We start from the raw sequence: 26,581 nt of genomic DNA on the forward strand, positions 1-26,581 counted from the left end.
AACGAGTCGCGGTGATGAATACAGAAGTCTCCACCTAAAACTCGACGGACAACATTGCTTTTGGCCCTGAACGTCTTGATCGATGCTGTGGAAAACCCGCCGCAGAATTGGTTTGCAAGGCCAGAAGACTTACAAGGGCGAGTCAGCCGGCAATCAGCCTGGGAAGATCGATGCATGAACCGTTTCCTGGTCATCGTGAGCGAACCAAAGTCCCTTGCAACTACCCGAGGACATCTTCTTCTTGCGCTGCGCACTGTCGGCTATCAGGTCCATGCTGCAGCGCCCTTTGACGCGACTACCGTTCGCTGGCTGGGTGAAAGCGGCATCCACTATCACCATCTGCCCATGGCACGCGCGGCCGTAGCCCCTTTTGGCGATGCGATCCTGGCGCTGCGGCTCTACAGGATGATGCGGTCGCTTCGGCCCCGGGTGGTGCTGGCATGTGCGATCAAGCCAATTGTCTACGGTATTCCCGCGGCCTTGGCCGCAAGGGTTCCTCGTCGGCACGCACTGATCACCGGTCTCGGTTACGCGTTCACGGACCGGCATAGGTCGCTGCACTGGAAGGTCGTCAATGCAGTGGCGCGACTTCTTTATGCCGCCAGCCTGCGCGTCGCCACCACAGCAACGTTCCAGAATGAGGATGACAGGGATGATTTCCGCCGCCAGGGGCTGCTTGGGCGGACGCCGGCCAATGTCGTCAACGGGTCAGGAGTCGACCTGGATCGCTTCAAGGTAGCGCCGCTGCCGGATGAGCCGCGCTTCCTTATGATTGCCCGTCTGCTTCGCGACAAGGGCCTTGCGGAATACCTGGGTGCGGCGCGGCAGGTGAGGGCGGCCCGGCCGGAGGCTCGCTTCGACCTCGTCGGCGATAGAGACCCGAATCCTGCGGGATTTCCGGTCTCGGAGGTGGAGGCGGCCGTGGCGGACGGCACGGTGCGCTATCATGGAGCTGTGGGCGACGTCCGCGATGCCATCGCCAATTCGCGTATCTACGTCCTCCCCTCCTATCGGGAGGGAACTTCCCGCTCGGTGTTGGAGGCAATGGCAATGGGCCGCCCGGTGATCACGACTGACGCGCCGGGCTGCCGTGCGCCAATTGTTCCCGGCGTAAATGGCCTCCTCGTGCCAGTGGGCGCTACGACACCTCTGGCGGAAGCCATGATCCACCTGATCGACAACCCGGACCAGACCAAAAGCATGGCGCAGAGCAGTCGGTCGCTCGCCGAACTGCGCTACGATGTTCAGAAAGTCACGGCCCATATGATGGAAATCATCGAATCCGGACAACAGGCTGCAGAATGACGTACACAGAAAATTCCACGCCCGCCCGCTATGAATTCGGTGCCAACTGGGCCTCTTTCGTCGACAGGCACTATTCCGCTGAACGCCGCCAGGCAGCGGCGGACAAGCTTCTGGCCTTCCTCGGCAAGGAGAGCCTCGAAGGAATGGATTTTCTCGACATAGGCAGCGGAAGCGGGTTGCACTCGCTTGCAGCCTTCGACGCAAAGGCGGGCCGGATCCATTCCTTCGACTTCGACCCTCTCTCAGTCAGCACAACCAGCAAGCTCCGCCAACTAGCCGATGAGCCAGCGAACTGGACGGTCGAACGGGGCGACGTGCTCGACGGCGGATATCTTGAGAAGCTCGGCACCTGGAGCCTTGTCTATTCATGGGGCGTGCTTCACCACACGGGCGCGATGTGGCAAGCCGTAGAAAACGCCGCCCGCAGGGTAGCGCCCGGCGGCCTCTTCTTTATCGCGCTGTATTCTTCGAACGTCGTCCGTCCATCGGCTGAATTCTGGCTCGACGTGAAGCGTCGGTACAACGCCGCGAACTTGCACCAAAGGCGATGGATGGAATGCTGGTACATCTGGCGCTTTGGCCTCGGCGGCAATCCGTTCCGGCTGCCCGGCCTTCTCAGGCAGATCTACGAGAAGAAAAAAGGCCGCGGAATGAGCTACATGACCGATGTCCGGGACTGGCTCGGCGGCTGGCCGATGGAATTCGCCGACGATCGGGCAGTGGTCGATTTCCTGATGGACAGGTTCGAATTCGAACTCATCAGAATGTCCACCGGCGAGGCTTGCACGGAGTTTCTTTTCCAGAGTCCGAAGGCGGCCCTGTCCAAGCAGGACTAGTTGATCTGCCCGTTGGTTCTACTCCATATGCTCGGCCGCCCGTCCTCGATCGTGACGATTTCGTCGCAATTCTCCACGGTCGTGAGGCGGTGGGCAATGATGAGCACCGTGAGCTCGGCGGGCAGTTGCCTGATCGCGTCCATGACCGCCGCCTCGGTCTCGGTGTCGAGCGCGCTGGTGGCCTCGTCGAAGACGAGCACGGTCGCCTGCTTGTAGAGCGCCCGCGCGATGCCGATCCGTTGCCGCTGGCCGCCCGACAGCCGGACCCCACGCTCGCCGACCCTGGTTTCGTAGCCCTCCGGCAAACTGTCGATGAAATCGGACAGGGCCGCCTGCTGCGCCGCATTGCGGACGCGGTTCAGGTCGATCATGGCGGGATCTATGCCAAAAGCGATATTCTCGGCGATCGAGGCGTCCGCAAGAAAGATGCTCTGCGGCACATGGGCGACCTGTTGCCGCCAGGCGCGCCGGGTGGGCCCGTCCAGCCGCTGTCCGTCGATTTCGATCGTGCCGCTGGTTGGCTCGAGCAACCCCATCACAAGGTCCACCGTCGTGCTCTTTCCGCTGCCGGTCTTGCCAATGAAGCCGACCTTGGTTCCCTTGGCGACCGTCAGGTTGAAGCGCTCGAGTATGGGCGCCTGCCCAGGACCGTAGCTGAACGACACATCGCGCAGCAGAATCGCCCGATGGAATGGAAGCCGCTTGGCGGCGGCTGGATGGTTCCAGTCGGCCGGGAGAGGCGCCTCCAGGGCATCAAGCACGACCTCGGCCCCGGCAAGGTTGCTGAGTATGAGGGCCCAATTGCCGTAAACAAGCTGCATCGATGGAAGCAGACGCTGCGCGCCGAGAACGAACGTCCCGAGCATGGGAAGCACCTGGCCGGCATTGTTCGAACGAGTGATCAGGAAATAGGCAAGCACCGCGATGATCACCATTCCCGCGGCTTCGATCGCGTAGCGGGGAGCGCCTGCCGCCAGCGCGTTAGTGGCATTGGCGCGCTGCAGGTGCATGTCGAGTTTGCTGTAACGGGAGAGAAAGTAGGGCTGGGTGTCGTTGATGATGACGTCGCGAATGCCGCCAAGGCCCTCCTGAACGGAGCGGATGCCCTCGGCCTGCACGCTCGCGATGATCCTCGCGTTCCTCTTGAGATGTTTTCGGATGACGAGCGACATGGCGAGGTAGACCGCCCCAAACCCCGCGAAGATGACGAAGGTGATGAAAGAACTCAGGGCAAACAGCGCGGCGACAATGAAGGCTCCGATGATGATTCCGCTGATCGACTGCAACAGAGGCAGCATTACGCCGGCGGTGACGGCCTGGACCTGCCGGAGCGCGGCAAGCACGGAACTGGAGTTGCGCGAAACGTGATAGCTATAGGGCTGGTGCAGCACGCGCTCGTAGACTTGGACCCCCAGTTCGTGTCCGAGCGAGAAGACATAGGAGTTGGTGGCCCAGGTCAGGAAAATGCGGACGGAGCCCGCCGTGAGGGCGACCACCGAAAACAAAACTGTTAGGCCAAGAAGGCTGTCCGAAGCATCGGTCAGTCGAAAGCCGGCCAGCTGACGGGCGAGGAAGGACTGGCCGCCGATTGCCTCGGGATTGGCGATGCGGGCGAGGAACGGCAGCAAGGCTCCAAGTGTCGCCGCCTCCGCGAGAGCGCCGCAGGTCATCAGGCCCAAAAGCCCGAAAAACTGTCGTTTCCGGCGCTTCGAAACCTGCTGCCACAAGCGCCGAAGCGTATCGGTGGTGCTGCCGGGGTTGCGTGTTCCGTTTGGTGCCAAAGCCGTGTCCGCGTTCACGAATGCCCAATGCTCACGTTCAGCCGCCCGCGACAAGCCGCATGCGGTGCCGATTGACAATTTAATCACAGACGGTCGAAGCTCGGCCGTCCACAACTTCGATCTGCAAATGAGTCTGCGGCTGCGCCCGCGCGGTGGCGATAAGCATGGATAGCGCCCTAAAAATGCGGCAAGGAACGTCACCTATCCGTCTAACGGCGGGACCGTTGCGATCGCTGGGATTGTTATCGGCTGGCCTCGGGACTGCGTTCTTGCTGTTCGTTTCGGCCTACCCACTTGGATTGATCAGCGCCTATCCGGCACCACCGCAGGCCGCAACCGAAGGCCCCCTCGGATTCGAGGAGAAAGTCGCAGACGTCTATGACCTTTACCGCGATCCGGAGGAGCCCGTGCAGGCCTATCTCCAGCGCCTCACAAAGGCGGTGGCACGCGGCATGGTGCACTACTGGACGCAAGGCGACGAGTGGACCCTCGCAGACACCCGCTACACAAGGATAGGGCTTTTCGACAATTACCTGCTCTGGATGCAGAGCTTCCTTCCTCAGTATCGGCAAAACCTCCAGAATTATGAATTTGTGACTCCCCACAAGGCGCTTGCCCGCGGCTACGGCTTCTGCTCCCAGGTTTCGAAGATTGTGTATTCCGTCCTGGCAGATCAAAGGATCGAAGCCACGATATACACGGTGCCTGAGCACACGGTCGTTGAGTCGAATGGCAGCATTCTGGACTCTGACTACGGCGTCTTCGTCCCCCATTCGCTTAGCGAGGTACAGCAGGATCCCACCATAATCGATCCCTATTATGTGCAATTCGGATCGATGCTGCCCCTGTTGCACAAAGCCTATGGCCAATCGTGGCAACCCCTCGGGACGTCTCAAGGCTTCAACGACGTCCGGAACTACGAGGCAAAGTTTGAGCGCCTGAAATGGTGGCCGCCGCTTATGCTTGTGGCGGCGGGTATCCTGCTCACGGCTTTCGGCACGCTTCTGAGGCGTCGCAATATTGCTTAGGCCGGACCGGATTAGTTGTTCGCGAGCCTTCGATCCGACTGGTTCACGAACCCTTTGGGTTGCAGGCGGTGCACGCGTATGGCAAGCCGGGCCCGAGCGGCGAGGGCTGCGAGAGGATGGGGCTTCGAAAAGAAATTCCGATGCGTGGTACTGAGCGACGGGAGCATGCCGCCGCACCCGCGGCGACACTGGCAAAAATGCGTCGCCGGGGGGTGCTCTTCGTTATCGGGCAACTAGACCTTGGGGGCACCGAAAGCCAACTCGTCATGCTCGCGAAGGAGCTGAAAAGGCGAGGCTGGCGGGTGGAAGTTTTTTCGCTCTCAAAAGGCGGCGTCCTGGCCGAGTCCCTGAGCCGTGCCGGCGTAAACCTCGTATACGGACTTCACCGACAGAACCCCGCGCCCGCAGCGGCGGCGTCGGCGAAGCAGGCTGTCGAACCCAGTAGTGCGCCAAAGACACGACCGAGCGTGAAGGCAATGCTCGTTCTTTCCGCTGCTGTCGCCTCCCTGGTCGCCCGCATCATCTTGTTACGGCCAACGGCGGTTCACGCGTTGCTGCCCCTGACCAATTTCCTGGGCGCAGTTGCGGGCCGGATCGCGTTTGCTCGCCTCGTGATCACTTCGCGACGCGGGCTGGGCTACCACCAGGAGCGATGGCCTCGGCTCAAACGAATGGACCGGATCGCAAACAGGCTTTCCCACGTGGTGGTGGCGAACTCTCATGCGGTCGCGGCCGATATGGCCGCCCGTGACGGCTACGATGTCCACGCGATAAAGGTGATACCGAACGGCCTCGATCTAAGCCGCTTCGACGACATTGAAAAAGGCCGCGCCGAGACCCGGCGGAAACTGGGCCTCAGCCCGGACGAAACCGGAATCGTAATCGTTGCCAACCTCATACCCTACAAGGGGCACAGAGATCTGATCCAGGCGTTCGCGCTCGCCTCCGAAAGGCGCTCGGGCCTGCGGTTGTTCATGGCCGGACAGGATCGGGGCATCCGCGAGGCTCTGCTGGAAGAGGCTGCCCGGCTAGGCGTCGGATCGAAAGTGCAGGCTTTGGGAAGCCGGACCGATGTCCCGGTCCTGCTCGCGGGCATGGACATCGGCGTGATCGCTTCCCACGAAGAGGGTTTCTGCAACGCCTTGATGGAAAAGCTCGCCGCCGGCCTTCCGGTCGTCGCCACCGACGTCGGCGGGAATCCGGAAGCCGTGTCCGGCATGCCAGGATGTGTCCTGGTGGAAGCTCGTGACCCTGCTGATCTCGCTCGCGGGCTTCTTGCCGTTCTCGACCGAATGCCTGAGCCGCTGGCCGACCGGGAGTTTCGGCAGCAGACGATGCGGCAGCGCTATTCGATCGCAGCCATGGTCGACGATTATGAACGCCTCTATCTCGCGGGAGGATGAATGAGCGGGATCGGTCATGTCCCCCAGGATCGCTCCTCGAGTGCGGCTCATCGGTGGAGGCCGATCCTGGCGAACCTTTCGGCCGGGCTCTGCGCGCTCGCCGTGGCGCTCTACCAGTCGTGGTTTATGCCGTTCTTTCTGCCGTTCTTTACGGGCAGGGATGAATTCGCGAGGCTGGTTTTCCACGCCCTCTATGGCAGCGTCCTGATCGTTTCTTTCGCTGTCCTGGTGGTGCGTCGTGACGTGCGAAAGGCGATCGTGCCGCTTGCGATCGCCGCAGCGATGGCAGTCGCTCCGGTTGCGCTGCATCCGGTCGGGATCGTCGCCAAATGCTATCTGATCACCCTGTTTCTCGGTGGCGCAGCGATCGTGACGATGCTTGCCTCCTCCCCCGCAACTGTGTTGCGGCTGTCGGCGTCGGCCACTGCTCTCAGCGCTGTCATCTGCTTTCTGGATCTGTGCTTCGCCAACGGCTTCACCAACGCTCCGGGCAGAGCTGCCGGGTTGGCGATCAACCCGAACGTCGCAGCGGCCGGCCTGCTGCTCGGCGCGGCAGCCAGCTACGGCGCGGTTACGCAAAAATGGCGTGCGAGCTTTCTTGTTCTTGTGGGGGCGGCACTGCTGGCCACTCTTTCCCGCTCGACCCTTCTCGCCGCCTTTGCGGCCGTCGCGGCGCCCATTGCCGTTCGCCTCTGGCAACGATTTCGCAATGGACGGCAATTCCAGATCGACCTTGGTGATTGGGCACGCGCGATCGCTGTCGCATTTGCGCTCCTGGGAGCGATTGGCATTGCCTCGCTGACCAATAACTATTTCCGCGTTGCCGTGGGAGAGTCCCTCGGAGGGGTACTCTCGCTGAACGAGGCGCTCAACGAAGCGTCGGCGGCCGTCGACACTCCGCTCACAGCCGCATCCCCACCCAGGCCCGGCACTCTGCCGCCGACGACTCCAGCGGCTTCGTTCCACGCCGACCTCCCTGGCAACGCCGTCAACAGACCTTCTTCACGGCAGCCGGAAGCAAGGACGTTGGAAAGCGGGGGGCCAGCTTCTCCTAAAGCTCCGTCGGACACTGGCGCGATGCCAGTTCCGGCATCCAACGCGATGCCCTCATCGGCATCCTCATCCAATTCGGGCCAATCTCCGAGCGCTAGCAAGATGCAGGCACTCGGCGAGCGGCTCACGGATGAAGGCGTAAGAAATTCAATCTCGGCACGCGCTCTCTTTTTGGAACGCGGCTTGCTCGCCTACAGGGAAGGGGGCTTCTTCGGCCGAGGCCTCGAAGAGGCGCAGGCTCTCGCGCCCCACAACAGTTTTGTCCTGTTCGCGATCGCCTTCGGTCACCTCGGATGGCTGATTCCGATCGGTCTCGTCGGCTTCGCTTTCTGCTTTGTCCGCGATGCGAGAGACCTTCCTCTTGGTGTTGCCGTCCTGGGCGTCATGCTCACGTCACATGACGTCTTGCTGACCCCGAGCCTCTTTCTGCCCGTCGCGCTGGGGATCGGCGGCATGCTCGCCGTGAAGGTGGAGCCTGCTCAGAACCAGCGAACGGGTTGGAGCTTTGCTGCGGGAACCGTCGGGGGCGCAGCTCTCTTCGTCGCCGGCTGCGTCGCCATACTCGCCCTCACGCCGCAGCTGTCCGGGGGGCGGTTGCAGAACGAGGCAATGTTCACCTCCAGAGGAGGATACGGAGCCCGCCTTCCGGCCCCTAGCTTTCCGGGCCTGTTCCATTTTGACGACCTTCCTGCTTCGCAAGCCTCCTATCTGCGAGAGGACGGGACACCGCTGCGACGCGTGAACTGGTCTGCGCACTCGTGGCCCGCCGTCCGGCAGGGCGAGTACACGTTTCGCCAACGGGATACGGTGCTGTTCGCCGCCACGGACATAAGCGATCCGCGCCAAAATGGGCGAACCTACGAGGTCGCCGTCCCGCTTGCGGTCAGCGCGCTCTGTTTCATCGTTCTGGGGACGATCCTGGCCTGGTCGGTCGCGACGGCAGCTGCGTGTCGAGGATGTCCGCCGCGCGCAGATTGATTCACCGACCCACTGCTGTTCACCGCGACGCCACGGCTAGATCGTCCCGCAGCTTCCCGATGATTTTCGGCGCGATCAGCCTTGCGCCGAAGACCGACAGATGATGGTCGTCGACGTAGAGGCTATGTCCTGCGCCGTCCGTCGCGCGGCACTCCGTCGTGGAGCAGACGGTCTGCACAGGGTCGACCAGCTGAAAGCTGGAATGGCTCGCGAACGCCCGAAACGCAGCCTCGAAGGCGACATGCTCCGAGAGCGACGGCGCCGGGCATGGCAACGAAAAATAGTGAGGCCTCACGTCGCAGATCAGGTTGGTGTTTGGAGCGTGCCCGATCAGGATGACCGGACCGCGGAAATCGGCATAGAGCTTCGCGACGTCCATGAGCATCATCGGAAACAGCTTGCCCAGATCAGGAGCGTCGACAGCCACGCCGTCAGTCTTCCGCTCAAGCAGGTTGCGGTATCCGGGCCACCGCTCGGCTTGGACGATGGCGGAGATCCCTCCCGCTTTCAGCCACCGAGCGGCTTGATCAGTCGCCACGCGGCAATGTTGCGTGACCGCGCCGTTGGTCCGGGTCTGAAGATCCGCTCCGAAATAGCAGTTGCCAGCTTGCGCCAGCAGGAAATGAAAGTCCTTCCCACCAAGCTCTTCCAGAGCGCGCGTGTAGTGGTCGACGTGCGAGTCCCCGACAACGAGGATTTTCCTTGGGCTCTTGAGATTTCCGAATTCGCAGAAGTCCGGGCAGCCCAGCGAACCGGTGATCGCTTTCAATGCCACGCTATCGGCCAGTTCTGTTCCTGCGGCAACCGATGGCACACGCCAGGGCAGGCCATCCCGCATCGACCAGCTGACCAGCGCGAAGGAGACAATGCCTGCCAAGGCAAGCCTGGGAGGCGAGACGAATCCGCGGCCGGCCCGGCAGGGCTGTTCAACCAGGTGAAACATCAAGACGGCCAGGGCGAACGCCAGGAAACCGGCTAGCATCGTTTCCGTTGGCGACAGCGGCCGAAGCAGGGCGTACTCGCAAAATACGATCACGGGCCAATGGACGAGGTAGAGCGAATAGCTGATGCGTCCGAAATAGACTGTCGGCTTGTTGCGTAAGACAAGGCTTACCCATTGCGAGCGATCGGCATGCAGCACCATCGCTGCGCCCAGGGTCGGGGGAAGCACGTTCCAGGCCGGGGGTGCCGCAACGCCATCGAGAAAGATGCCGCCCCCGATGATAGCCAGCCCCAGCAAGGCGATAAACTCGTGAGCTATGACGGAGGGGGGCTTCCGAAGCCAGACCAATGTCGCTCCGCAAGCGAACTCGAAAACGCGAAAGGGCGTGTTGTAAAAGACGGTGGCGCGGCCGTCCGCAATCCAGTCCGCCGCCCGCGTTCCTGAAAGCAGCCAAAATGACCCGTCCTGGAACGCCAGGATAAGGCAGAAGCCTGAGATCGCCATGGCCAGAACAGGCCAGAACACGCGCCGCCGGGAGACGATCCAAAGAAGTGTCAGCAGCAGCGGCCAGACGAGGTAGAACTGCCACTCCACGCTCAGCGACCAGGTATGAAGGAGCGGTTTGATGCGCGCGCCGAGATCGAAATAGCCGGACTCGCGCCAGAAGAGGACGTTCGAAACGCCGAACGTCGCGGCCAGAAGAGACCCGGCGAAGCTCTCCATATGCTGGGGCGCAAACAGAAGAAACGCCGCGACGCTCGAGACCGCCAGCGTCATGAAAAAAGCTGGCAGTAGCCGCCGCGCCCGGCGCGAATAGAACTGAGCGAGGCTGAAACAGCCCGCTTCGATCTCGGCTGCCACGATCTGGGTGATCAGGAAGCCGCTGATGACGAAAAAGACGTCGACGCCGGCGAAGCCGCCGGTGAACCCTGAGATTCTCAGATGGAAGAAAAGCACAGCCAGGACGGCGAGAGCTCTAAGCCCGTCTACGTCCGCCCGGTGAACGATTGGTGCGATCGCTGTGGCACCTCGAGGCAACGGCTGCGGGCCAGCCGGCACCTCATCCGATCGAGAAGCCGTGTCCATCCTCAAGGCTGGACCGCCACTGCCATTGTTGCCGTGCCGTTCCTCATCGTCATCAATTGCTGCGATGCGGCGCCAAAAGCTTCGGGTTGACGGTCTCTGACATCCGGAGCTGGCCTCCGTCGGCGGCAAGAGCCGGGAAGAAACCGATCATTCTTGCGAGCTCGCCGTCTGTGACGGGTCCAAGATTCCTGCGAATGTGCGATGCATCGCGATAGATGAACTCGCCGTTGACGTAGGTGGTGCAATGTCTGTTCGGGCACATGCCATTCACCGGATCCAGGAAGAATACCCGGTCCTTCCTGGCCAGGGATCCGAGCGCCGCGACCGTCGGCGCCCATATCTTCAGTATTCTTTCGCTATCCATCTCCGTTGAACAACGCCGCAAAATCTTGGTTTCCCGCATCGCTGCACACGAGGTGAGATCCAGACCCGGTCCCGGAACCTGGCCGACAATCCCGATTCGTCGATGATGCGTGGTGATCTCCGCGACGAGGCTTTGCAAACCGTCGCGCAGCAACAGCACTTTGTCGGCGTTGCGCCCATCGTCAGCTCGGACATCGGTGGTGGCAAGGCTGGTCCAGGCGGATGACAGCACGACAATGTCGACGTCCGAGCGCCGACCCAGCATGCCGACCGCCGCCTGCCGGGACGATGCACAGGTTTCCTGATAGCGGGGCTGCCCAGGGTAGGCGCGGTTGACGCCCTTCCCAAAAGCCGCCGGGCAAGCCCGGTACAGGAAGAAAGCGGTGTCTTCCCGCTGTCCGACGACGTCCAGCAGCGGCGCAAGATGCTCTGCATGACTGTCGCCCCAAAGCATGCCGCGGTGCTTCGCTTTATCCCAGGGCGCGCCAAAGGCGCAAAACGTGCTGCCCAGTTCGGGTATCCTGACCATCTGCGGACAAGGCCAATCCCACATGACTTCGAGACTGCGCAGGGCCTCAACCTCTTTCGGAATCCTGCTGGTGAACCCACCGGCTTCGGAGATTGAATTGCCGCTTAGACCAACCATCAGCGCTGCGGCGGCGCCGGCAGTGACGCTTCTCATCGGCGGTGCCCGCCAACTGCGCACAGGTTCTTCGACAAATCGCCAGGAGAGATAGGCCGTCAGAAAGCTGCCTGCGATCAGGACCGATGCCTCTGCGGCTGTCGGATTCGCGGTGCCCGCGTAGTGACGGAAGAAGACCAGAATCGGCCAATGCCACAGGTAGAGGCTGTAGGAAATCTTTCCCGTCAGGCGGAGCGGAGCGGTCGAAAGGAATCGCGACACGAACGAGCGCGAATGCGGCCAGACCAGAACGGCAGCGCCTGCCACTGGAATGACCGCGTTGGCTCCGGGAAACGGCTGGTCCGGCGACAGCCAGGCCGCGCTGGCGGCTATGAGACCAAGGCCGGCCAGACCGAAAACCTCCGAAGCACGCCGGCGCAGAGGCGGCAGAAATACGAGCAGGCCACCCACGGCCAGCTCCCAGGCTCGGCTGAACGGGACGTAGAATGCCTGCTTTGGATCGACCGTGACGAGGTGAAGGGCGGTCAGGAAGCTGAGCAGCGCGACGAGGCAGATCACTGTGACGGGCGCCGACTGGCCGCCGCGCGGGAGCCTGTTCGCAAACAGCATCAAAGCGGGCCACAGGAGGTAGAACTGCTCTTCCACGCCCAGCGACCAAAGATGCAGAAGGGGCAGCAGCGTCGCGTCGCGGTCGAAATAGCCGGTGTTCCAGAGGAAATAGTAGTTTCCCACGCCGCCAGCCGAAAACGCAGCGCTGCGCCCGAGGCTGGCGTAGTCGCCGGGGAGCAGCAGAGACCAGCCTGCAACCAGCGAAAAGCAAATCATCGCCAGCAGAGCCGGGAGAATTCGCCGCATGCGGCGGCCATAGAATTCAACTATCGACAGCTCGCTGCCTTTGGCGAGCAGCAGCCGGGTGATCAGGTAGCCCGAGATCACAAAGAATATGTCGACGCCAACGAAACCGCCGGGGAACCCCGGCGCGCCGAAATGAAAAAGGATTACGGCGATCACCGCAATTGCGCGCAAGCCGTCGATGTCGGGCCTATAGTCAGACTCCACCACGTCCCCCTGCGGCGCTCCGCTTCACGTCGTAACCTGACTAAACCGCCCGAGTCGAGGGGTCGCTCGCGTTAGCGCAGCCCACCGTGTGATTCCCCACAGATAAATCCATATATTACCAATAGATAATGCAGTGCCGAACTATGAGAAACGTGGGAACGGCCACAATTGTTTTTCCTGTAAGAACCCGCACAAGAGCGCGGAAACCTGGCATCAGCTGTATCCATACGGGCAGGGGCATCCGGCTCGGGGTAACGCGGGCGGCATCATTGTCCGTCGACATCCCGATGACTGCTAAAACTCTGTTGGCCGCTAGAAAAACAAGTTGTTTACGGTGTCCTTGACTGTATAGAAGGGCATGGCCCATGCGGAGCGAGGACAGGGCCATACTGGAGGGCGGCACAATGGACAGCCATAGCGCGGACCTGGTTGAATTCGGCCCGCGGACGCATGTCCTGGTGACAGGCGGCGCGGGGTTCCTCGGATCGGCACTGGTCGATCTCTTGCTTGCGCGCCACTGCAGCGTAACGGTGATCGACGATCTTTCGAACGGCCTGCTCAGCAATCTGCCCGTGGGCGATCCCCGGCTGACCGTTCGCGCTTTCAGGGTTGGCGATCCGGCGTTCAACGCGGCGGTTCGGGACGAGGTTGGGCAGGCAGACGCCGTGTTCCACCTTGCGAGCCCGATCGGGGTTCAGCGCGCCCACAAGGAACGTTTTGCCGTTACCAGCGGCATTCTCGAGTCCGGTTGTTCGATTGTCGAGGCATGCCGGCTGCACAGGCGCCCCCTTCTCTATACGTCGAGTTCGGAAGTCTACGGCTCAGGACGTGACCGTCCCATCACCGAGTCTGACCCTGTGATGACAGACATTCGACCTCGATGGGGCTATGCCGCCGCCAAGGCAGCGGTCGAGCATCTGGTCGCCGGCCTGCTTTTCGATTTCGGCATCCCTGCCTGGATTGTTCGACCATTCAACATGGCTGGGCCGCGGCAGCGTTCGGCGACAGGTCTCGTGTTGCCAGTTTTTGTCAACGCTGCCTTACGGGGCGAGCCCCTAGTGGTCCACGACGACGGCGAGCAGAGGAGGGCATTCCTGCATGTGGCCGACGCCGCCGATGGATTGCTCTTGGTTATGCAATGTCGCTCGCTGCAGGGGCGGCCTGTAAATCTGGGAGGCAGCGAAGCGGTTCAGATCGGAAAACTCGCGAGGATGGTCGTTGAAGCCACCGAGACGAACGCGCCGATCATCATGAAGCCATCCAACGCGGTCTATGGGGACAGGTTCGCTGCAACGTATGACCGCGTTCCGGATACAGGTCTATTGACCGCGATGACAGGATGGCGTGCGCTGCGAAGCACGAAGCAGACGATCATGGATTGCATCGAGCACATGCGTACCGAACGAGTGATTGCTTGACGCTTGGTTCATTGGTCCCGTTCATCGGGGCGCTGCTCCTCGCTATTCCCTGTGTTTGGCTGTTCGCTCGTCTTGCCAGGCGTATCGGGGCGGTCTCGAAGGTGAAGGTCGACCGATGGCATACATCAGGCGAGGTTCCGCGTCTTGCGGGCCCTGCGCTGCTGATAGCCATGTCACCGTGGCTTCCGGTCAGCCATATCATCCTACTGGCCCTTTTTTGCCTGCTCGGCGCTCTCGATGATGTCAGGTCGCTTTCCGCAGGTTCCAAGGCGGCGGCGCTGGCGGCGGGAGCTATACTTGCCGGGGTCATGACAGGTGTGTGGTGGCTACCGATCGTCGTCTGGGTATCCTGCAATGCGGTCAACATGCTCGATCACGCCGACGGACTCGCTGCCGGCGCGGCCGCGGCCGCGTTCTTCGGCCTCGGTGGGGATATCGGAATGGCCGGCGCGGGAGCCTGCATGGGCTTTCTCTGCTTCAACTATCCGCCTGCGCGTATCTTCATGGGCGATAGTGGCAGCCTTCTGCTCGGCGCAGCGATTATCCTTCTCGCGTCAGAAAGAGGGCCAGGCTCTTCACTGGCGTGGATTGCGGTTCCATTGATCGATGCGGCGTTCGTAATTATCCGCCGCCTGCGCGAGGGACGGCGGCCGTGGATCGGCGGCACTGACCATCTTGGTCATGCTCTGTTGCGCATCGGCGTTGGCAGCAAGGCTCTGCCTGTCCTGTATGCGGCAATGGCCTTGGCGCTGGGGCTCGCGTTTACTGCCTGGCAAAATCAGTAAGCCGCGAATGATCTGCGAACTAGATTTCAGTGCCGGATCCAAGCCCCGACGACTCGGCTGGATGCCAGCTATTGGCATTTGGACGCGAAGCTGCGCGGGCGTTCGTCCTCGCAACGATGACAGCTCTGCGCCTTCACCTCGGACGCATTGCGGCCAGCCCACGGGCAAGGTGTATGTCGCAGAGCCGAACACCGTGGTCTGCGGGTTTTCAGTTGAGGCAATACGGATATTCGCTTCGCCGGGATGTTCGGGTTTCAGGCGATGATGACAGTGACAACGGGTTTCAGGCGATGATGGCAGTGACAACAGTCGCGTCAACCCGGTATAGTTTCGCCGGGACGCGGGTCTGGGGGCATCGTGAAAAAGGTTCTGATCGGGGCGGTCATTGTCATCGGCGTGCCCGTTGTAGCCAACGGGCTGTTTGTGACTTGGCCAGCTCTTCGGGCGAAGGCTGACGATCCAAGAAACAGCAGCGTCTCTCTCTATGTGCACTACCAGTGGGGCGTGGACCCTTCGACCCTGGTTCTCGACGTCTGGAACATCGCGCCGACAGCAAGCATGGCCGACGTGGATCGGGTATTGCTCGATACCGCGGAGGCCTTCAAGGACCGCTCGTTCTCAAAGGTGCAACTGGCCTTCCGTAGCCAGGCGCGCTTTCAGTTCGAGGGCTGGTATTTCCGGCGACTGGGCGAGGAGCGGGCATGGCAAAATCCCGTCTACACGATCAGGACGATGGCAGAACACATGGAGGACCCAGCGGGACGACCAGCCTTTGAAACATGGACGGGCGGATTGCTAGGCGTGGTGAGCCGACAGATGCAAGATCACAGCGAGATGCACCGTCGCTGGTACATCAACGATCTCGCCCGCGGAATGTACTGAATGCGAGCGAATGCGGTTGCACTTATTACGCTAGTCGCATCCGTCTTGGCATCAGTTGCCGAAGACCGCGGCATGACCGTCGATTACGACAAGCTGCCGTCGATGCATTTTCCCATTGGTGCGAATGGGAAATCCGTAGCTGTCATTCCTGCTTTCGAGGACTATGCCTTCATGATGTTTGATGCGTGTGACGCGATGCACCTGACTGGCGGCGAGTGCGCGATTTTCCCGATGAATGCCGACCTCGACGGGAATGCTATCGCTACCATTCTCGGCGGCAACCCCGTCATCGTCTACGATCGTACACTGTCACAGAAGGTAGGCTATGAAGGGGCCATGGCGATTATGGCGCACGAACTCGGGCATCATTATTGCCGGCATCTCGGATCACCCCCGAATCCGCTGAAGGAACTGGAAGCGGACCGGTTCGCCGGAGCGGCAATGCGAAACGCCGGCATGTCGCTGGAGAACGCTCTGGCAATGGCTGAATTGTTCGACGGACGGCCATCGCGAACTCATCCGGCGAAGGGCGACCGAGTCGCGGCGATCAAAGCTGGCTGGAAGAATCCGATCTCTGCAAAAGACTGCCGGCGCTAGCTCCTTCACCGTTGCTTCGGAAGATCGGGGACGCGAGCAGAAATGGATCGACCTATTGCCGCCGATTCGTGGCACGAAATACGCCTTCAGGCTATCGATCGTGACCACTACCGCTGCGTCTCGTGCGCTACGCCGGTGAAATCAGCCGAAGCCGATGTCCATCACCTGCTGCCCAGATCGATGGGCGGAACGGACGAGCTCTCGAATTTGATTACCCTCTGCGATGGCTGCCATGCAGTCCATCACCCAAACCTGACTGGCGGCCTTGCGAGACGGCTTATCGAACGATGGGCTGTCAGGCTTGTTCGCTGGCTGGATACTGAGGGCAGGGTTTCTGAGGCTGTCGGCAATTTCGGTCCGGTCCTGCGCCTGTTCGGAAAGGACCGATTCCGCGAAGGCCAGCTGCCGATCGTGCTGGCTGCTCTCTCTGGAAAATCGGTCCTGGTGGTCAGTCCGACCGGATCGGGCAAAACTCTTTGCTTACAGCTGCCTGCGGTGCTTCGCCATGGACTGACTATGGTCGTCAGCCCTTTGAAAACGCTGATGTCCGAACAGGTGTCCGATCTGCTGGCCAGGAAGATCCCCGCCACCTTCATCAACAGCGATCTGAGCGTCGAGGAGAAACAGGCCCGATTTTCGTTGCTGGGAGCGGGCGCGATCAAGTTGCTCTATCTGGCTCCCGAACGCTTCTTCGTCAGGAGCGATGACGAACGCGCGCGCCTGAAGCAGACCAAGCCATCGTTCATTGTCGTGGACGAAGCCCATTGTGTCGATCAATGGGGCAGGGACTTCCGGCGGGAATACGGCCGCCTCAGGGAGGTCCGCGAGAAGCTGGGCTCGCCACCTGTTCTGGCATTCACCGCGACGGCCGGGCGGGAGATGCAGCAACGCATCCTGAAATCGCTCGGCATCGAAGATGCCGAAATATTCGTGCGCAACGTCGACGGACCGAACATCGCGCTCCTCCGGTGGCGATGCGCAGGCGACCAGCGGGCACGGGAAATCGCGTCTCTGTTGCGGACACCTCAGCTTCAGGGACAGAAGGCGATGGTCTTCGTGCCGTCAACGAACGTCGGCGAAGAGTTGCAAGCGGCGGTCCGCGATCTGGGGCTCGAGGTGCCACTCTACCATTCCAAGCTCGGGAACGCATGGGAACGACAGGAACTCGTCAAGCGCTTCCTTGGGCAAAGCAAGCCGGTCGTCGACCAGATCATCTGCACCAACGCCTTTGGCATGGGCCTCGACGTCCCGAACGTCCGCCTCGTGATCCATTGGCAGCAATCGGCATCAGTTGAAGACCAGCTACAGGAGTTCGGCCGCGCCGGAAGGGATGGGAAGCCTTCGGTGGCGGTCATGTTCCACAATGGTTCGAGCGTTGGTCGCGATATCTCAAGGCTGCGTTTCATGGCCGAGAAAACGGTGGAGGCTGCACAGGTCTCTGCGCTCGATCCGAAGCAAATGCTGGAGCAGCGGTATCATCAAATCGACGAGGTTAACGAGCTGATGAGAACCCAGTCCTGCATCCGCGCCGCAATCTCGGAATATTTCCAAGGCCCGAAGACTACTCGGCGGCCTAGCCTTTCGGTCAGGATTCTAAATTGGGCATTCGGCACCCGAACGAAGTCTAGGCGGTTCCAATCCTGTTGCGATCATTGCGACAAGGCGGAGATCAAACGGCACGGAATGGCGGGCTACGTTGCCCGTGTCATTGCCGGCTAGGTTTACGGGTCGACGAGCCCGTGAATAGCAGCGGACCGCGCCTGATCATCTTCCCGCTCGGATCATCGCCTTGGCAATCGCCAGCTCGGCCTCGATCTTGGCGGTTTCCTTCTGAGCCATGTTGTCGGAAGCAATCAGGCGACGAACGGCACGCATTACTTCGCCGCGCCGCCACCCAGCTTTCAGCATGCAGGTACGATTGCCTGGAAGTCGGGTTCCATCGCTTCCTGGCAATCAATCTCGCGGTCGGCATACTCGCCGTATCGGCGGGGAGGGGAGATCATAGGAATTCCTCTCCTTCTGCACGATGCTCGAAGCAAAACTAGTGCGACGGCTGCCTCGGCCGGGCGAAGCCAAATCCAGTGTCCTTCCCACACAGCGGAATTGACGCGTGCGGCGACTACTTCATACAGCTGTCCGGGTGCGGGTCCTGCACGATCTCGCCGGGCCAGACTTCCAGAGCGCTGCCCGGTGGTTCAAGAAGTACGAGAAGGCGGTAAGGGATGGCTATCGCGACCGCGCTCTATCCGCTCGGCAGCGCCAGCAGGAAGGCGGGCGACCTGGTGTCCGCGTACGCTTGGTTGAACGCCTATGCGGCGCGTGGGTCGGCGAATCCCGACACCATCGAGCTGCGGGATGGGATCGCAGGGCAGATGTCATCAGATCAGGTACAGGAGCGGTCCACCGCTTGGTGCGAAACCGCGGGAGGGCGCTGACCCGCGTTTCCATCAACGGCTCATTATCTGCTATCGACCAGCCTTCACCTTCGTCAAGGCCCCAATCCGGTACCCGGCGAACGCCATGACGGCGATGGTCCCGATGGCCCAGTAAAGCGGCTCGCCAGGGAGGCTGACTCCGTAGAAGTCGACATAGCTGCCGATGCGTTTGCCATCGGCGATGATGGCGCCGACCTGTTCCGCGGGAATGCCTCCCGGAACAGGGCTGCCATCCAGCGTCTGGATCATGTTCACGCCCGGAAGGCCGATGATGACTAACCCGACCAACGCGCCGACGGCCGTGGCCACCGCTGGGATCAAGATGTTCCGTATCAAGTGCACTCCTAGCCGTCTTTGTCAGCTGCGCCTGCTATAGCGATAGAACAGCATCGCGACCGCCACGGCGGACACTACTGTGGAGAGCGACAAACATTGGTAGGCGACGGCGATCTTCTCTCCGCAGGTCGCTATCCCGCACGTCGTCTCCACCCGTTCGTAGAGGGTGCCCAGCGCCGACTGCAGAAGCCAAAGCGCTATGAAGAAAACGCCTGCCGAGATGACGAGGCCCAATTGATCCTACCTGCCATGAAATCCCCTCCGATGATGCTCATGTACTTAGGTGTCGAGCATATCCCAGTCATCGCCCATCATCCATCTGAGCGCCGACAGCTTTCCGTTCAATGATGTCGCGGGTATTATTGCGCCGCCGAACAAATGCGGCATCTCCTCGCGTGAGGTGTTTGAACGTTCTGGCCGCAGCATCAGGTCGTGACTAATAACGTCGCGCAACTCGCGAATCCTTTCGCGCTTTGTTATGAAGCGGCTTGGCGGCCCGATAGCTCGGACCGTTGGGACATGCATTTTACGCAGGATCAGCTGCAGGCGATCCCCGACGCTTTGGTGGACACGTCCGGCATTTGCTGCCTAATGCCGGAAAACCGTATAGGCATATAGGCATGCATCATTGCATCATCAGAGCAACGACCGCGTGGTCGATCGCAAGCCGGGCCGCTATTCGACGGAGGACATCGTCACCGATGTAGGGACCGCGCTCAGTCATGGCGCCGATTTTGTGCGTCACGAGCTCGAAGGCGAGAGATTGCCGCGACTTGCGATGGTTGCCTGTCAAAAGTGCCTTCTGCCCGTGCGACGGCTACGAAATCGGGGCCAGATTTCAGTCTGTAGTGCCGTTCTTCAGGATAGAAGACAACCGGAATGTCCTGGTAGCCTGCAGCGGCGTATAGCGAAAACCGTTTCCAGCCGTCTTGAAAGGTCTCGTCTGCGAAGCTGAAGAATGGCCGGCCACCTGTCTTCTTCGGGAAACCTGGCCACGTGGTAGCCCCCTGAGCTTTCCCTCGGGCGGGTTGAGGAAAGTCGAGATCGTCTCCTCTTCAGTGGCCGCACCCGCCATAGCTTCGTCTGCCGCGATTGATTTCAGCAGATCGATGGTTTGCCACAAGGCAACGCCGAATTCGACCTCGCCGTATGCGTTTTCGAAATTGGGCATCAGGGGCCCTAAGGACACGGGTGTAGTGGCGATTGTGCTCGCCGCTGTTTTGGATGTACTCGTTCCCTTTCGGATGCTTCCAGGACCTGGCTGCAAATGGCAAATCAGAGCGGCGACCGCACTGAGGTACTGGGGCCGAAATCATATAGAATGGTGACGACCGACGAGTCGCTTGGGGACGCCGATGAAGATGAAACGACTTGAGAAGATGCGCGTGGGCGGCACCGGTAGCAAGATGCAACTGACTATCCAGCCGCCTAAGACGCCGGATGGTAGGGTCTATCGGTATTCGCCTAACCTTGCTGCCCATCCAAGACACTTCGTGCTGGGTGAACGAGTCGCCGGCTTCGTAGCTGATCCAAACAAGGTTACGCGTATGAAGCATGCGCCCGGCACTCCGGGCACAGTCTGCCCCTACAGCGGCGTCAGGGCGGAGGATGCGGAGTTCTTGCATCCGGACGATCGAAAGGCGGCCATCAAGATGGTGGAGCATGCGGCGCTCGAGGACATTCAGGACGCGATCTCGGACATGTTTGTTGGGGTCGCGCGCGGCAGCAAGTCGTTGTCCTATAAGCCTGCTCCTCGGAGGAATCGTCCACGCCCGCGGTTTGGACGCCGCGACTTGATGCGGCTGCTGGTTTGCGACTGCTGCGGACGAGACTACGGGGTCTTTGCGATCGCGCTTTTCTGCCCCGATTGCGGAGCCCTCAACTTGGCGCTTCATTTCGCCCGCGAAGCCGAACTGGTCGGACAGCAGGTAGATCTGGCGGAGGCCTTGGGCAAGGATCGCCAGGAGTTGGCCTACCGACTGCTTGGAAATGCGCACGAGGACGTGCTCACCGCCTTCGAGGCGACACTCAAGGTCGCGTACGCCTATCGCATCCAGAATCGACCTCCAGGAGCGGCGCCCGTGAAGCCCCTTGGCAACGACTTCCAGAACGTCGACAAGGGCCGTAAGCGCTTCGATGAGTTCTCGTTCGATCCCTTCGCCGAGCTCGATGCGCAGGAGCTGGCGATGCTTTCTCTCAACATTCAAAAGCGACACTTGATTGGGCACAATCTCGGCGTGGTGGACGCAAAGTTCGTCCAGCATGCGAAGGAGGCAAAGTTGGGCGAGACCGTCGAGTTGGTTGCGGCCGACATCCGGTCCTTTGCCAATCTCTGCTGCAAGGTCGTCCGTCGCATCGATGACATGCTGGCGGGCCTGCCATTGCCGTTGCCTGCGATACAGACCGGAGAGGAAGTGATGGCTTCGCCCACCGAGACCATCGGCGATCTGAGCCCAGAAGGCACGGCCGTGGGCAAATGGATCTGCATGACATCAACCGACGGCCTGCCCGGTCACGTAGACGAGAACTCCCTGGTCGAGGCCTTCCCGAATCTGTCGATGGATCAACTAGCCGAGGCGGCCGCCGACCTCGCCGAGGATGGCTTCGTGACACTGACCCACCTTATCTCGGAACGGTTGCCCCGAGTGGATGTTAGCGAAGAGCTATTCCTGACATTCGACCCGACTTGCATGGGGAGCGATCCTGTCGCCGATGCGCGACAGCTCATTCCGCTCATCCTGCCAAAGGATTCCGTGGACGTGCCCGCACTCCACGCGGAGAGCGGCCTGCCGCTGCGTCGGTTCAACCCCGCCGTCGGGCTAATTCTTTCGAAGGTGGGCGAGGGGCGCGTCTCTGATGCCTGGGTCGAGGGATATCCAACACCATACTTCCTGTTAGCCGATTCCGATCGCGTTGCGATCAGGCGCTTGGCACGGCAACTTGAAGGCTGACGCCGGCGCCAAGCCTCGCGGATTGGGAAATGTTTTCCCGGCGTGGAGCACCGCCGTCGAAAATGTTGTCGAGAACCCACCACCGCGGCTGTGATCGCTGCTATGGGAAGGCTAGATCGGACCCGACCTAGTTCTGTAGAAGTAGCGAAGGCATTTCCAGCGGATTCACCTACGGTTCAGATGGCTCCGTTTTTTGCAGGGGATGTCGACTCCCCTGGATCGCTTACGTACGTGAGCGGCCATGGTCACGAGTGCCCTTTCTTTCGCACGCATATGACCCTCGCCATCCGGTGAGCGACGTCATTTATCGTGCAAAGAAAGGAACCAAATCTTGGAGTACGCTTCCCTCAGCGCCTTGGCTCGCTTCCGCCGGCGGACCGGCTAGCGCTGGGAAGTGCTTTATCTCCGCGAGCGCGACCGCTACCAGAAGGCGGGCGAGGTCTTCGACTGGTCCGAGCTGCCTGTCGACCCGGGCACGCTCTCCTAGATGTTTGATGCCAGGCTTTGATGGGGCATCCTTGTCCTCCGAATCGAAGGAGGCACTATGGGCCAGGTTCTCCATGGCAGCGCCACGACGACAGAGGCGGTCCGTCGAGCGATACAACATAGTCATGTCTGGACGGCGCCCGCTGATCAAGGGTTGTTTTTTCGGCGATGGGACGGTCGCGGGTGCGGTCATGTCTCCGGCCTGTTGTTGCGGTACTGTGACCGCTGGCCCTGATGGTGTCCGCTGATTCTTTGGCCTGATCAAGAGAACGAGCTCGAAGCTCCGACTATGCTGCAGGCTTGGGGATGTGTCCTCGTCTGTTCCCATCACGTCATTGTCACCCTCGATTCCGGCTCACGGCCTCAGCCGCTTCTGCTGTTACTCCGGTGTTTCGGCATAGCGTGCGTCATCACGCATGAGCGCGAAGGCGATGCGGGCAAGCTTGTTGGCGGTCGCCACGGCGACAAGCTTGAACGGCTTGGTCTCCATCAGGCGATCGGCCCAGCTTCTCAACGCGTCGCTGCAGCGTTTGCGATGGAAGAGGACCGCGTGAGCGCCGACAACGAGCAGCTTGCGCAGATATCGGTTTCCCATCTTGGAAACGCGCCCCAGCCGCTCCTTGCCGCCTGATGAACTTTGCCGGGGCGTTAGCCCGAGGAAGGCCGCAAACTCCCGCGGGCAACGCGGAGATATCATGGATACTTGCGGCAAGCGCAGAGGCGGTGACGGGACCGATGCCGGGAATCGTCATTAGACGGCGCGCGGTGTTATCGGCTCTGGCGAGAGCCAGAATGGCCTGATCGCTTTGTCCGATCTCATGATCGAGTTCATTCAGCCGACGCACGATAGGCAACAGCGCCGGGCGTACGATCGCCGGGATCATGTCGTTGCCTTCCATGATGAGAACCGCCAGAGCACGGGCATTGTTCGGTCCCTGCGCGGCGATGAGCCCGATCTCAGCCAGATGGCTGCGCAGGGCATTGAGCAGTTGCGTGCGTTGCGCCACCAAAAGTTCGCGCACCTTATGGCGCATGAGCGCAGCCTGGTTCTCGACCGATCGTACCGGTACAAAGCGCATGGAGGGCCGCGTCACCGCCTCGCAGATGGCCGCTGCATCAGCGGCGTCATTCTTCTGGCGACGGACATAGGCCTTCACGTACGCTGGCGGCATCAGCCGCACATCATGGCCAAACTTTGCCAGTTCGCGAGCCCAATGATGGGCCGAGCCGCATGCTTCCATGCCGATCAGGCACGACGGCAGACGCTCGAAGAATGCCAGCACATCTTTGCGCCGTAGCGCACGAGACATGACGACACGGCCGGCAGCGTCGACAGCGTGGACCTGGAAGACATGCTTGGCCAGATCGAGGCCGATGGTGGCTACAGCATTGAGTTCGATGGTAGTCTTTTCCATGGACGGTGCTCCTTCAGATGAGTGCTCGACAGCAGCCATCTTGGCACGCCTCTCACGAGGATAATGCCGTTGCGGACGCCGTCCACCCCATCAAGAGAGCCTGAGAGCCCTGGCCAAGCGCTATGGGATCAACCAGAAGACGGTCGCGAAGTGGCGGGAGCGAACCTCAACAGCCGACCTGCGGACGGGGCCAAAAGAGCCGCGGTCGACGGTTCTTTCCGTCGAGGAGGAGGCGGTCATCGTCGCCTTCCGGCGCTACACGCTACTGCCGCTCGACGATTGCCTCTATGCGTTGCAGCCGACGATTCCGCACCTGACGCGATCTTCATTGCACCGCTGCCTGCAACGCCATGGCATTGGCCGTCTGCCCGATGTCGAGGGCGACAGGCCGGCGAAGAGGAAGTTCAGGAGCTACCCGATCGGCTACTTCCACATCGACGTTGCCGAGGTGCGAACCGAACAGGGCAAGCTGCATATGTTCGTCGCTATCGACCGCACCTCGAAGTTCGCCTTCGTCGAGCTGCACGAGAAGGCCACCACCGCCGTCTCCAGAGACTTCCTGCTGCGCCTGATCGCGGCCGTCCCCTACAAGATCCATACCGTGCTCACCGACAATGGCATCCAGTTCACCACGCCTGGTGCAGGAGGGTCGGCCGTTCCCCTCATCAAGGAGGCCATCGCAAATGGCGAGCGCTTCCGGGCGCATGCTTTCGAATATGCCTGCGCCACAAACGAGATCGAACACCGGACCACCAAGGCCAGGCACCCGTGGACCACTGATGTGATCGACAAGAGCCTTTTTGATAAATCTGCGCTATTCTCCTGTCGCGCACGGACGACCGCGTGGCGAAGAGCAGGGTCCGAGGTGAGAGCCCTGCCGCGCAGCTTCTATCGTCGCACCTCGTTTGCGGCATCCGTGCGCGCCTTTCTCGGGCCTCGCGGGTTCCAACCGGCGACGAAGCGTGCATAGGCGCCCTCGGCCTGCTCCACCCAGCGGCGCTCTTCTTCCCGGTGGCTCTTGATGTTGTAGGCGTGCGCGGCCCCCTTTTGGCCGCGCACAGCCTTGCTCCCGGCCTTGAGTTCCACATCGCGCAGCTTCTTGGCATGCAGGGAGGGTCGAGCCCACGCGTAACTCTCGCCCTTCATCAACAGATGCCAGATCACGACAGCGAGTTTGCGTGCGGTCGCCACGGCCGCGATATGCTGTCCGCGCCGGGCTCGCACGCGCAGGAAGAAGGCTCGCAACGGTCCGGGAGCACGAGCGGCCGCCCAGGCCGCCTCGACGAGCATGCCGCGCGCATGACCACGGCCCTGCTTGGTGATCCGCCCATGGTAGGCCGGACCTGGCCCGGACTGTCGGACGCTTGGGTTCAACCCGAGATAGCTCACGAGCTTCTGCGGATCGTCGAAGCGCGACACGTCGCCGATCGCCGCCTTCATCGCCAGCGCGACGGTCATGTCGACGCCGGGAATGGTCATCAGCCGCTTCACGCCTTCATCCGCGAGAGCCGAGCGGGCAAGATCGCGTTCGATGACCTGGAGGTCTTCGCCCAACCGGTCGAACTCGCGCAGATGCCGATCGATCGCGAGGCGCTCGTCCTGCGGTACGACCTGCTCGCTCAACCATGACGGCCCTTAGTGCCGCACAGGTCGGCATGCGGGCAGGACGGTATCAGGTGGCTATGAAGGATTGACTGGATGACGTTCTTCAATCGAGATCTCTGTCGGACAATCTGATTGCGCCGTGTCACCTGTCGACGCAGAGCCTGCGTCGGCTCATCCGGAATCCAGACTTCCGGCAGGAAACCGCTGGCATAGAGCTGCGCCAGAACGCTGGCATCGATCGTATCCGTCTTGATCTTGGCATAGGCGATGATGCGCACCTGCTTGGGGTTTGCGATCACCACTTTCTTCACATGCGGCGCGACAACCGCGGCGGCCGAGGATGCGTTACCCGTCGCCTCGATCACCACGACATCATCCAACGACAGCTTTCTTGCGAAGGTATCCAGCAGATCGCGCCGCATGACGACACGACCCAGCCGCCTGAGCCTGCCGTCCTCCCAAGCTACCGCCTCGGCGAAGGCGCGGTGGATATCCAGTCCGATGATGCGCATGCCCGTTCCTCCTTCTTGGCTCGGTCAAAGACGGGAGCTGGCGGGCAACACGACATCTACTGATCCGCGCTCGCAGCGCATCCGGGAAAGTCGCGAGGGGCGGCCATGTAACGAGCTCGGGCTCTCAGCCCACGGTCTATTGACGGCCTGCCTGCACCTTCGTGCTCCCGGTGCCCCACGTCCCGGATGGGCTCACCATAAGGCCGTTCCAAAACAAGAACAGCGGGACATGCAGGCACCACGGATCACATACCGGATAACGGTCAGGTCGAAAGGATGAACCGCACCATCAAGGACGCCACCGTCAAGCGCTTTTACTACGAGAGCCACGACCAGCTTCGCAGCCACTCAACCCGAACGCTTCAGGCTAAATCCGCTCCAGCAAATGCCGGGACTAAACATCTAGCAATGCAGGGCCGCTTTTCGGGCGGCTTCTCCCCAAAAAATACTGAGTCCAACGTGGCATTCGAGGATGCCGCGGTTGCTGGCGTGCACCCCAATCCCGGGGAGCGCTGCCGCCCTTCAATCAATTCGTGTATCGAGATCCGGTCGAGCGCGGGCTCGACGATCAGGTGCTCGTTTTGCAGACATCATCCAGGCGAGGGCTTTGGCCCGCCGGCTCCAGCGACGCCGTGTCTCGATCTTTGCCGCTCCTGCCTATATGGCAGGGGCATCTGACCC

The 26,581-nt window shown here is 61.2% G+C and carries 19 protein-coding genes and 4 pseudogenes; 14 read left to right on the plus strand and 9 right to left on the minus strand.

Annotated elements, in window-relative coordinates:
• The first annotated feature begins 60 nt into the window (after positions 1 to 60).
• Together A9K71_RS12315 and A9K71_RS12320 are read left to right on the plus strand one after the other, a co-directional pair.
• Positions 61 to 1,305 carry a glycosyltransferase family 4 protein gene (locus tag A9K71_RS12315; protein WP_197504225.1) on the plus strand — a complete coding sequence of 415 codons (1,245 nt, stop codon included), beginning with the start codon at positions 61 to 63 and terminating at the stop codon, positions 1,303 to 1,305.
• On the plus strand, positions 1,302 to 2,141 hold the full coding sequence (locus A9K71_RS12320; RefSeq protein WP_066995377.1) for a class I SAM-dependent methyltransferase: 840 nt from the start codon (positions 1,302 to 1,304) through the stop codon (positions 2,139 to 2,141). The genes A9K71_RS12315 and A9K71_RS12320 overlap by 4 nt, the downstream gene beginning before the upstream one ends.
• Here the strand turns inward: A9K71_RS12320 and A9K71_RS12325 are convergent.
• On the minus strand, positions 2,138 to 4,000 hold the full coding sequence (locus A9K71_RS12325; RefSeq protein ID WP_245299601.1) for an ABC transporter ATP-binding protein: 1,863 nt from the start codon (positions 3,998 to 4,000) through the stop codon (positions 2,138 to 2,140). The two genes, A9K71_RS12320 and A9K71_RS12325, sit on opposite strands and share 4 nt — an antisense overlap.
• A gap of 191 nt (positions 4,001 to 4,191) precedes the next feature.
• On the opposite strand from A9K71_RS12325, the gene A9K71_RS12330 reads away from it, so the two are divergent.
• From A9K71_RS12330 to A9K71_RS12340, 3 genes are all read left to right on the plus strand, one after another.
• Positions 4,192 to 4,950, plus strand: coding sequence for a hypothetical protein (locus A9K71_RS12330; RefSeq protein WP_156319980.1), 759 nt, complete (start codon positions 4,192 to 4,194; stop codon positions 4,948 to 4,950).
• Positions 4,951 to 5,090: 140 nt separating this feature from the next.
• Positions 5,091 to 6,353 carry a glycosyltransferase gene (locus A9K71_RS12335; protein WP_197092113.1) on the plus strand — a complete coding sequence of 421 codons (1,263 nt, stop codon included), beginning with the start codon at positions 5,091 to 5,093 and terminating at the stop codon, positions 6,351 to 6,353.
• Positions 6,354 to 8,384 carry a hypothetical protein gene (locus A9K71_RS12340; RefSeq protein WP_066995385.1) on the plus strand — a complete coding sequence of 677 codons (2,031 nt, stop codon included), beginning with the start codon at positions 6,354 to 6,356 and terminating at the stop codon, positions 8,382 to 8,384.
• Between the two features lie 19 nt (positions 8,385 to 8,403).
• Here A9K71_RS12340 and A9K71_RS12345 read toward each other — a convergent pair whose 3' ends face one another.
• Entirely contained in the window at positions 8,404 to 10,413 is a 2,010-nt protein-coding gene (locus A9K71_RS12345; protein ID WP_082980476.1) for an acyltransferase family protein, read from the minus strand.
• A gap of 52 nt (positions 10,414 to 10,465) precedes the next feature.
• A complete protein-coding gene (locus A9K71_RS12350; RefSeq protein WP_156319982.1) occupies positions 10,466 to 12,478 on the minus strand; it encodes an acyltransferase family protein in 2,013 nt (670 codons plus the stop codon).
• Positions 12,479 to 12,882: 404 nt separating this feature from the next.
• Here A9K71_RS12350 and A9K71_RS12355 point away from each other — a divergent pair, with 404 nt between their 5' ends.
• The 6 genes from A9K71_RS12355 (at position 12,883) to A9K71_RS12385 (ending at position 18,595) form a co-directional block, all read left to right on the plus strand.
• Positions 12,883 to 13,896: an NAD-dependent epimerase/dehydratase family protein gene (locus A9K71_RS12355; RefSeq protein ID WP_197092114.1), complete on the plus strand. Its 1,014-nt coding sequence runs from the start codon at positions 12,883 to 12,885 to the stop codon at positions 13,894 to 13,896.
• Positions 13,893 to 14,681: a UDP-N-acetylmuramyl pentapeptide phosphotransferase gene (locus tag A9K71_RS12360; RefSeq protein ID WP_066995406.1), complete on the plus strand. Its 789-nt coding sequence runs from the start codon at positions 13,893 to 13,895 to the stop codon at positions 14,679 to 14,681. Before A9K71_RS12355 ends, A9K71_RS12360 begins: the two co-directional genes overlap by 4 nt.
• Before the next feature lie 357 nt (positions 14,682 to 15,038).
• On the plus strand, positions 15,039 to 15,563 hold the full coding sequence (locus A9K71_RS12365; RefSeq protein WP_066995409.1) for a hypothetical protein: 525 nt from the start codon (positions 15,039 to 15,041) through the stop codon (positions 15,561 to 15,563).
• A gap of 72 nt (positions 15,564 to 15,635) precedes the next feature.
• Entirely contained in the window at positions 15,636 to 16,160 is a 525-nt protein-coding gene (locus tag A9K71_RS12370) for a M48 family metalloprotease (RefSeq protein WP_066995419.1), read from the plus strand.
• A gap of 42 nt (positions 16,161 to 16,202) precedes the next feature.
• On the plus strand, positions 16,203 to 17,879 hold the full coding sequence (locus A9K71_RS12375; protein ID WP_082980480.1) for a RecQ family ATP-dependent DNA helicase: 1,677 nt from the start codon (positions 16,203 to 16,205) through the stop codon (positions 17,877 to 17,879).
• Positions 17,880 to 18,382: 503 nt separating this feature from the next.
• Complete coding sequence (locus A9K71_RS12385; RefSeq protein ID WP_066995421.1) at positions 18,383 to 18,595, plus strand: hypothetical protein; 213 nt, start codon at positions 18,383 to 18,385, stop codon at positions 18,593 to 18,595.
• Positions 18,596 to 18,625: 30 nt separating this feature from the next.
• Here A9K71_RS12385 and A9K71_RS12390 read toward each other — a convergent pair whose 3' ends face one another.
• The 4 genes from A9K71_RS12390 to A9K71_RS12405 all read right to left on the minus strand — a co-directional run bounded on the left by A9K71_RS12390 (position 18,626) and on the right by A9K71_RS12405 (position 20,102).
• Complete coding sequence (locus A9K71_RS12390) at positions 18,626 to 18,931, minus strand: hypothetical protein (protein ID WP_156319983.1); 306 nt, start codon at positions 18,929 to 18,931, stop codon at positions 18,626 to 18,628.
• A gap of 21 nt (positions 18,932 to 18,952) precedes the next feature.
• Positions 18,953 to 19,165, minus strand: coding sequence for a hypothetical protein (locus A9K71_RS12395; protein WP_066995425.1), 213 nt, complete (start codon positions 19,163 to 19,165; stop codon positions 18,953 to 18,955).
• A 45-nt stretch (positions 19,166 to 19,210) separates the two neighbouring features.
• Positions 19,211 to 19,384 carry a hypothetical protein gene (locus A9K71_RS12400; protein ID WP_156319984.1) on the minus strand — a complete coding sequence of 58 codons (174 nt, stop codon included), beginning with the start codon at positions 19,382 to 19,384 and terminating at the stop codon, positions 19,211 to 19,213.
• A gap of 385 nt (positions 19,385 to 19,769) precedes the next feature.
• Entirely contained in the window at positions 19,770 to 20,102 is a 333-nt protein-coding gene (locus tag A9K71_RS12405) for a hypothetical protein (protein ID WP_066995429.1), read from the minus strand.
• Between the two features lie 184 nt (positions 20,103 to 20,286).
• Here A9K71_RS12405 and A9K71_RS12410 point away from each other — a divergent pair, with 184 nt between their 5' ends.
• Entirely contained in the window at positions 20,287 to 21,882 is a 1,596-nt protein-coding gene (locus A9K71_RS12410; RefSeq protein WP_066995432.1) for a hypothetical protein, read from the plus strand.
• An 865-nt stretch (positions 21,883 to 22,747) separates the two neighbouring features.
• On the opposite strand, the pseudogene A9K71_RS12415 reads toward A9K71_RS12410, so the two are convergent.
• Positions 22,748 to 23,783: pseudogene (locus A9K71_RS12415) on the minus strand (IS110 family transposase).
• Between the two features lie 91 nt (positions 23,784 to 23,874).
• On the opposite strand from A9K71_RS12415, the pseudogene A9K71_RS12420 reads away from it, so the two are divergent.
• Positions 23,875 to 24,576: pseudogene (locus tag A9K71_RS12420) on the plus strand (DDE-type integrase/transposase/recombinase); the annotation flags it as partial.
• A 95-nt stretch (positions 24,577 to 24,671) separates the two neighbouring features.
• Here A9K71_RS12420 and A9K71_RS12425 read toward each other — a convergent pair.
• Positions 24,672 to 25,900, minus strand: a pseudogene (locus tag A9K71_RS12425) (IS110 family transposase).
• A 258-nt stretch (positions 25,901 to 26,158) separates the two neighbouring features.
• On the opposite strand from A9K71_RS12425, the pseudogene A9K71_RS32505 reads away from it, so the two are divergent.
• A pseudogene (locus tag A9K71_RS32505) lies at positions 26,159 to 26,306 on the plus strand (IS481 family transposase); the annotation flags it as partial.
• Positions 26,307 to 26,581 lie beyond the last annotated feature (275 nt).

The sequence above is a fragment of the Mesorhizobium sp. WSM3873 genome (assembly GCF_001672445.1).
In the GTDB taxonomy this organism is placed as follows: Bacteria; Pseudomonadota; Alphaproteobacteria; order Rhizobiales; family Rhizobiaceae; genus Mesorhizobium.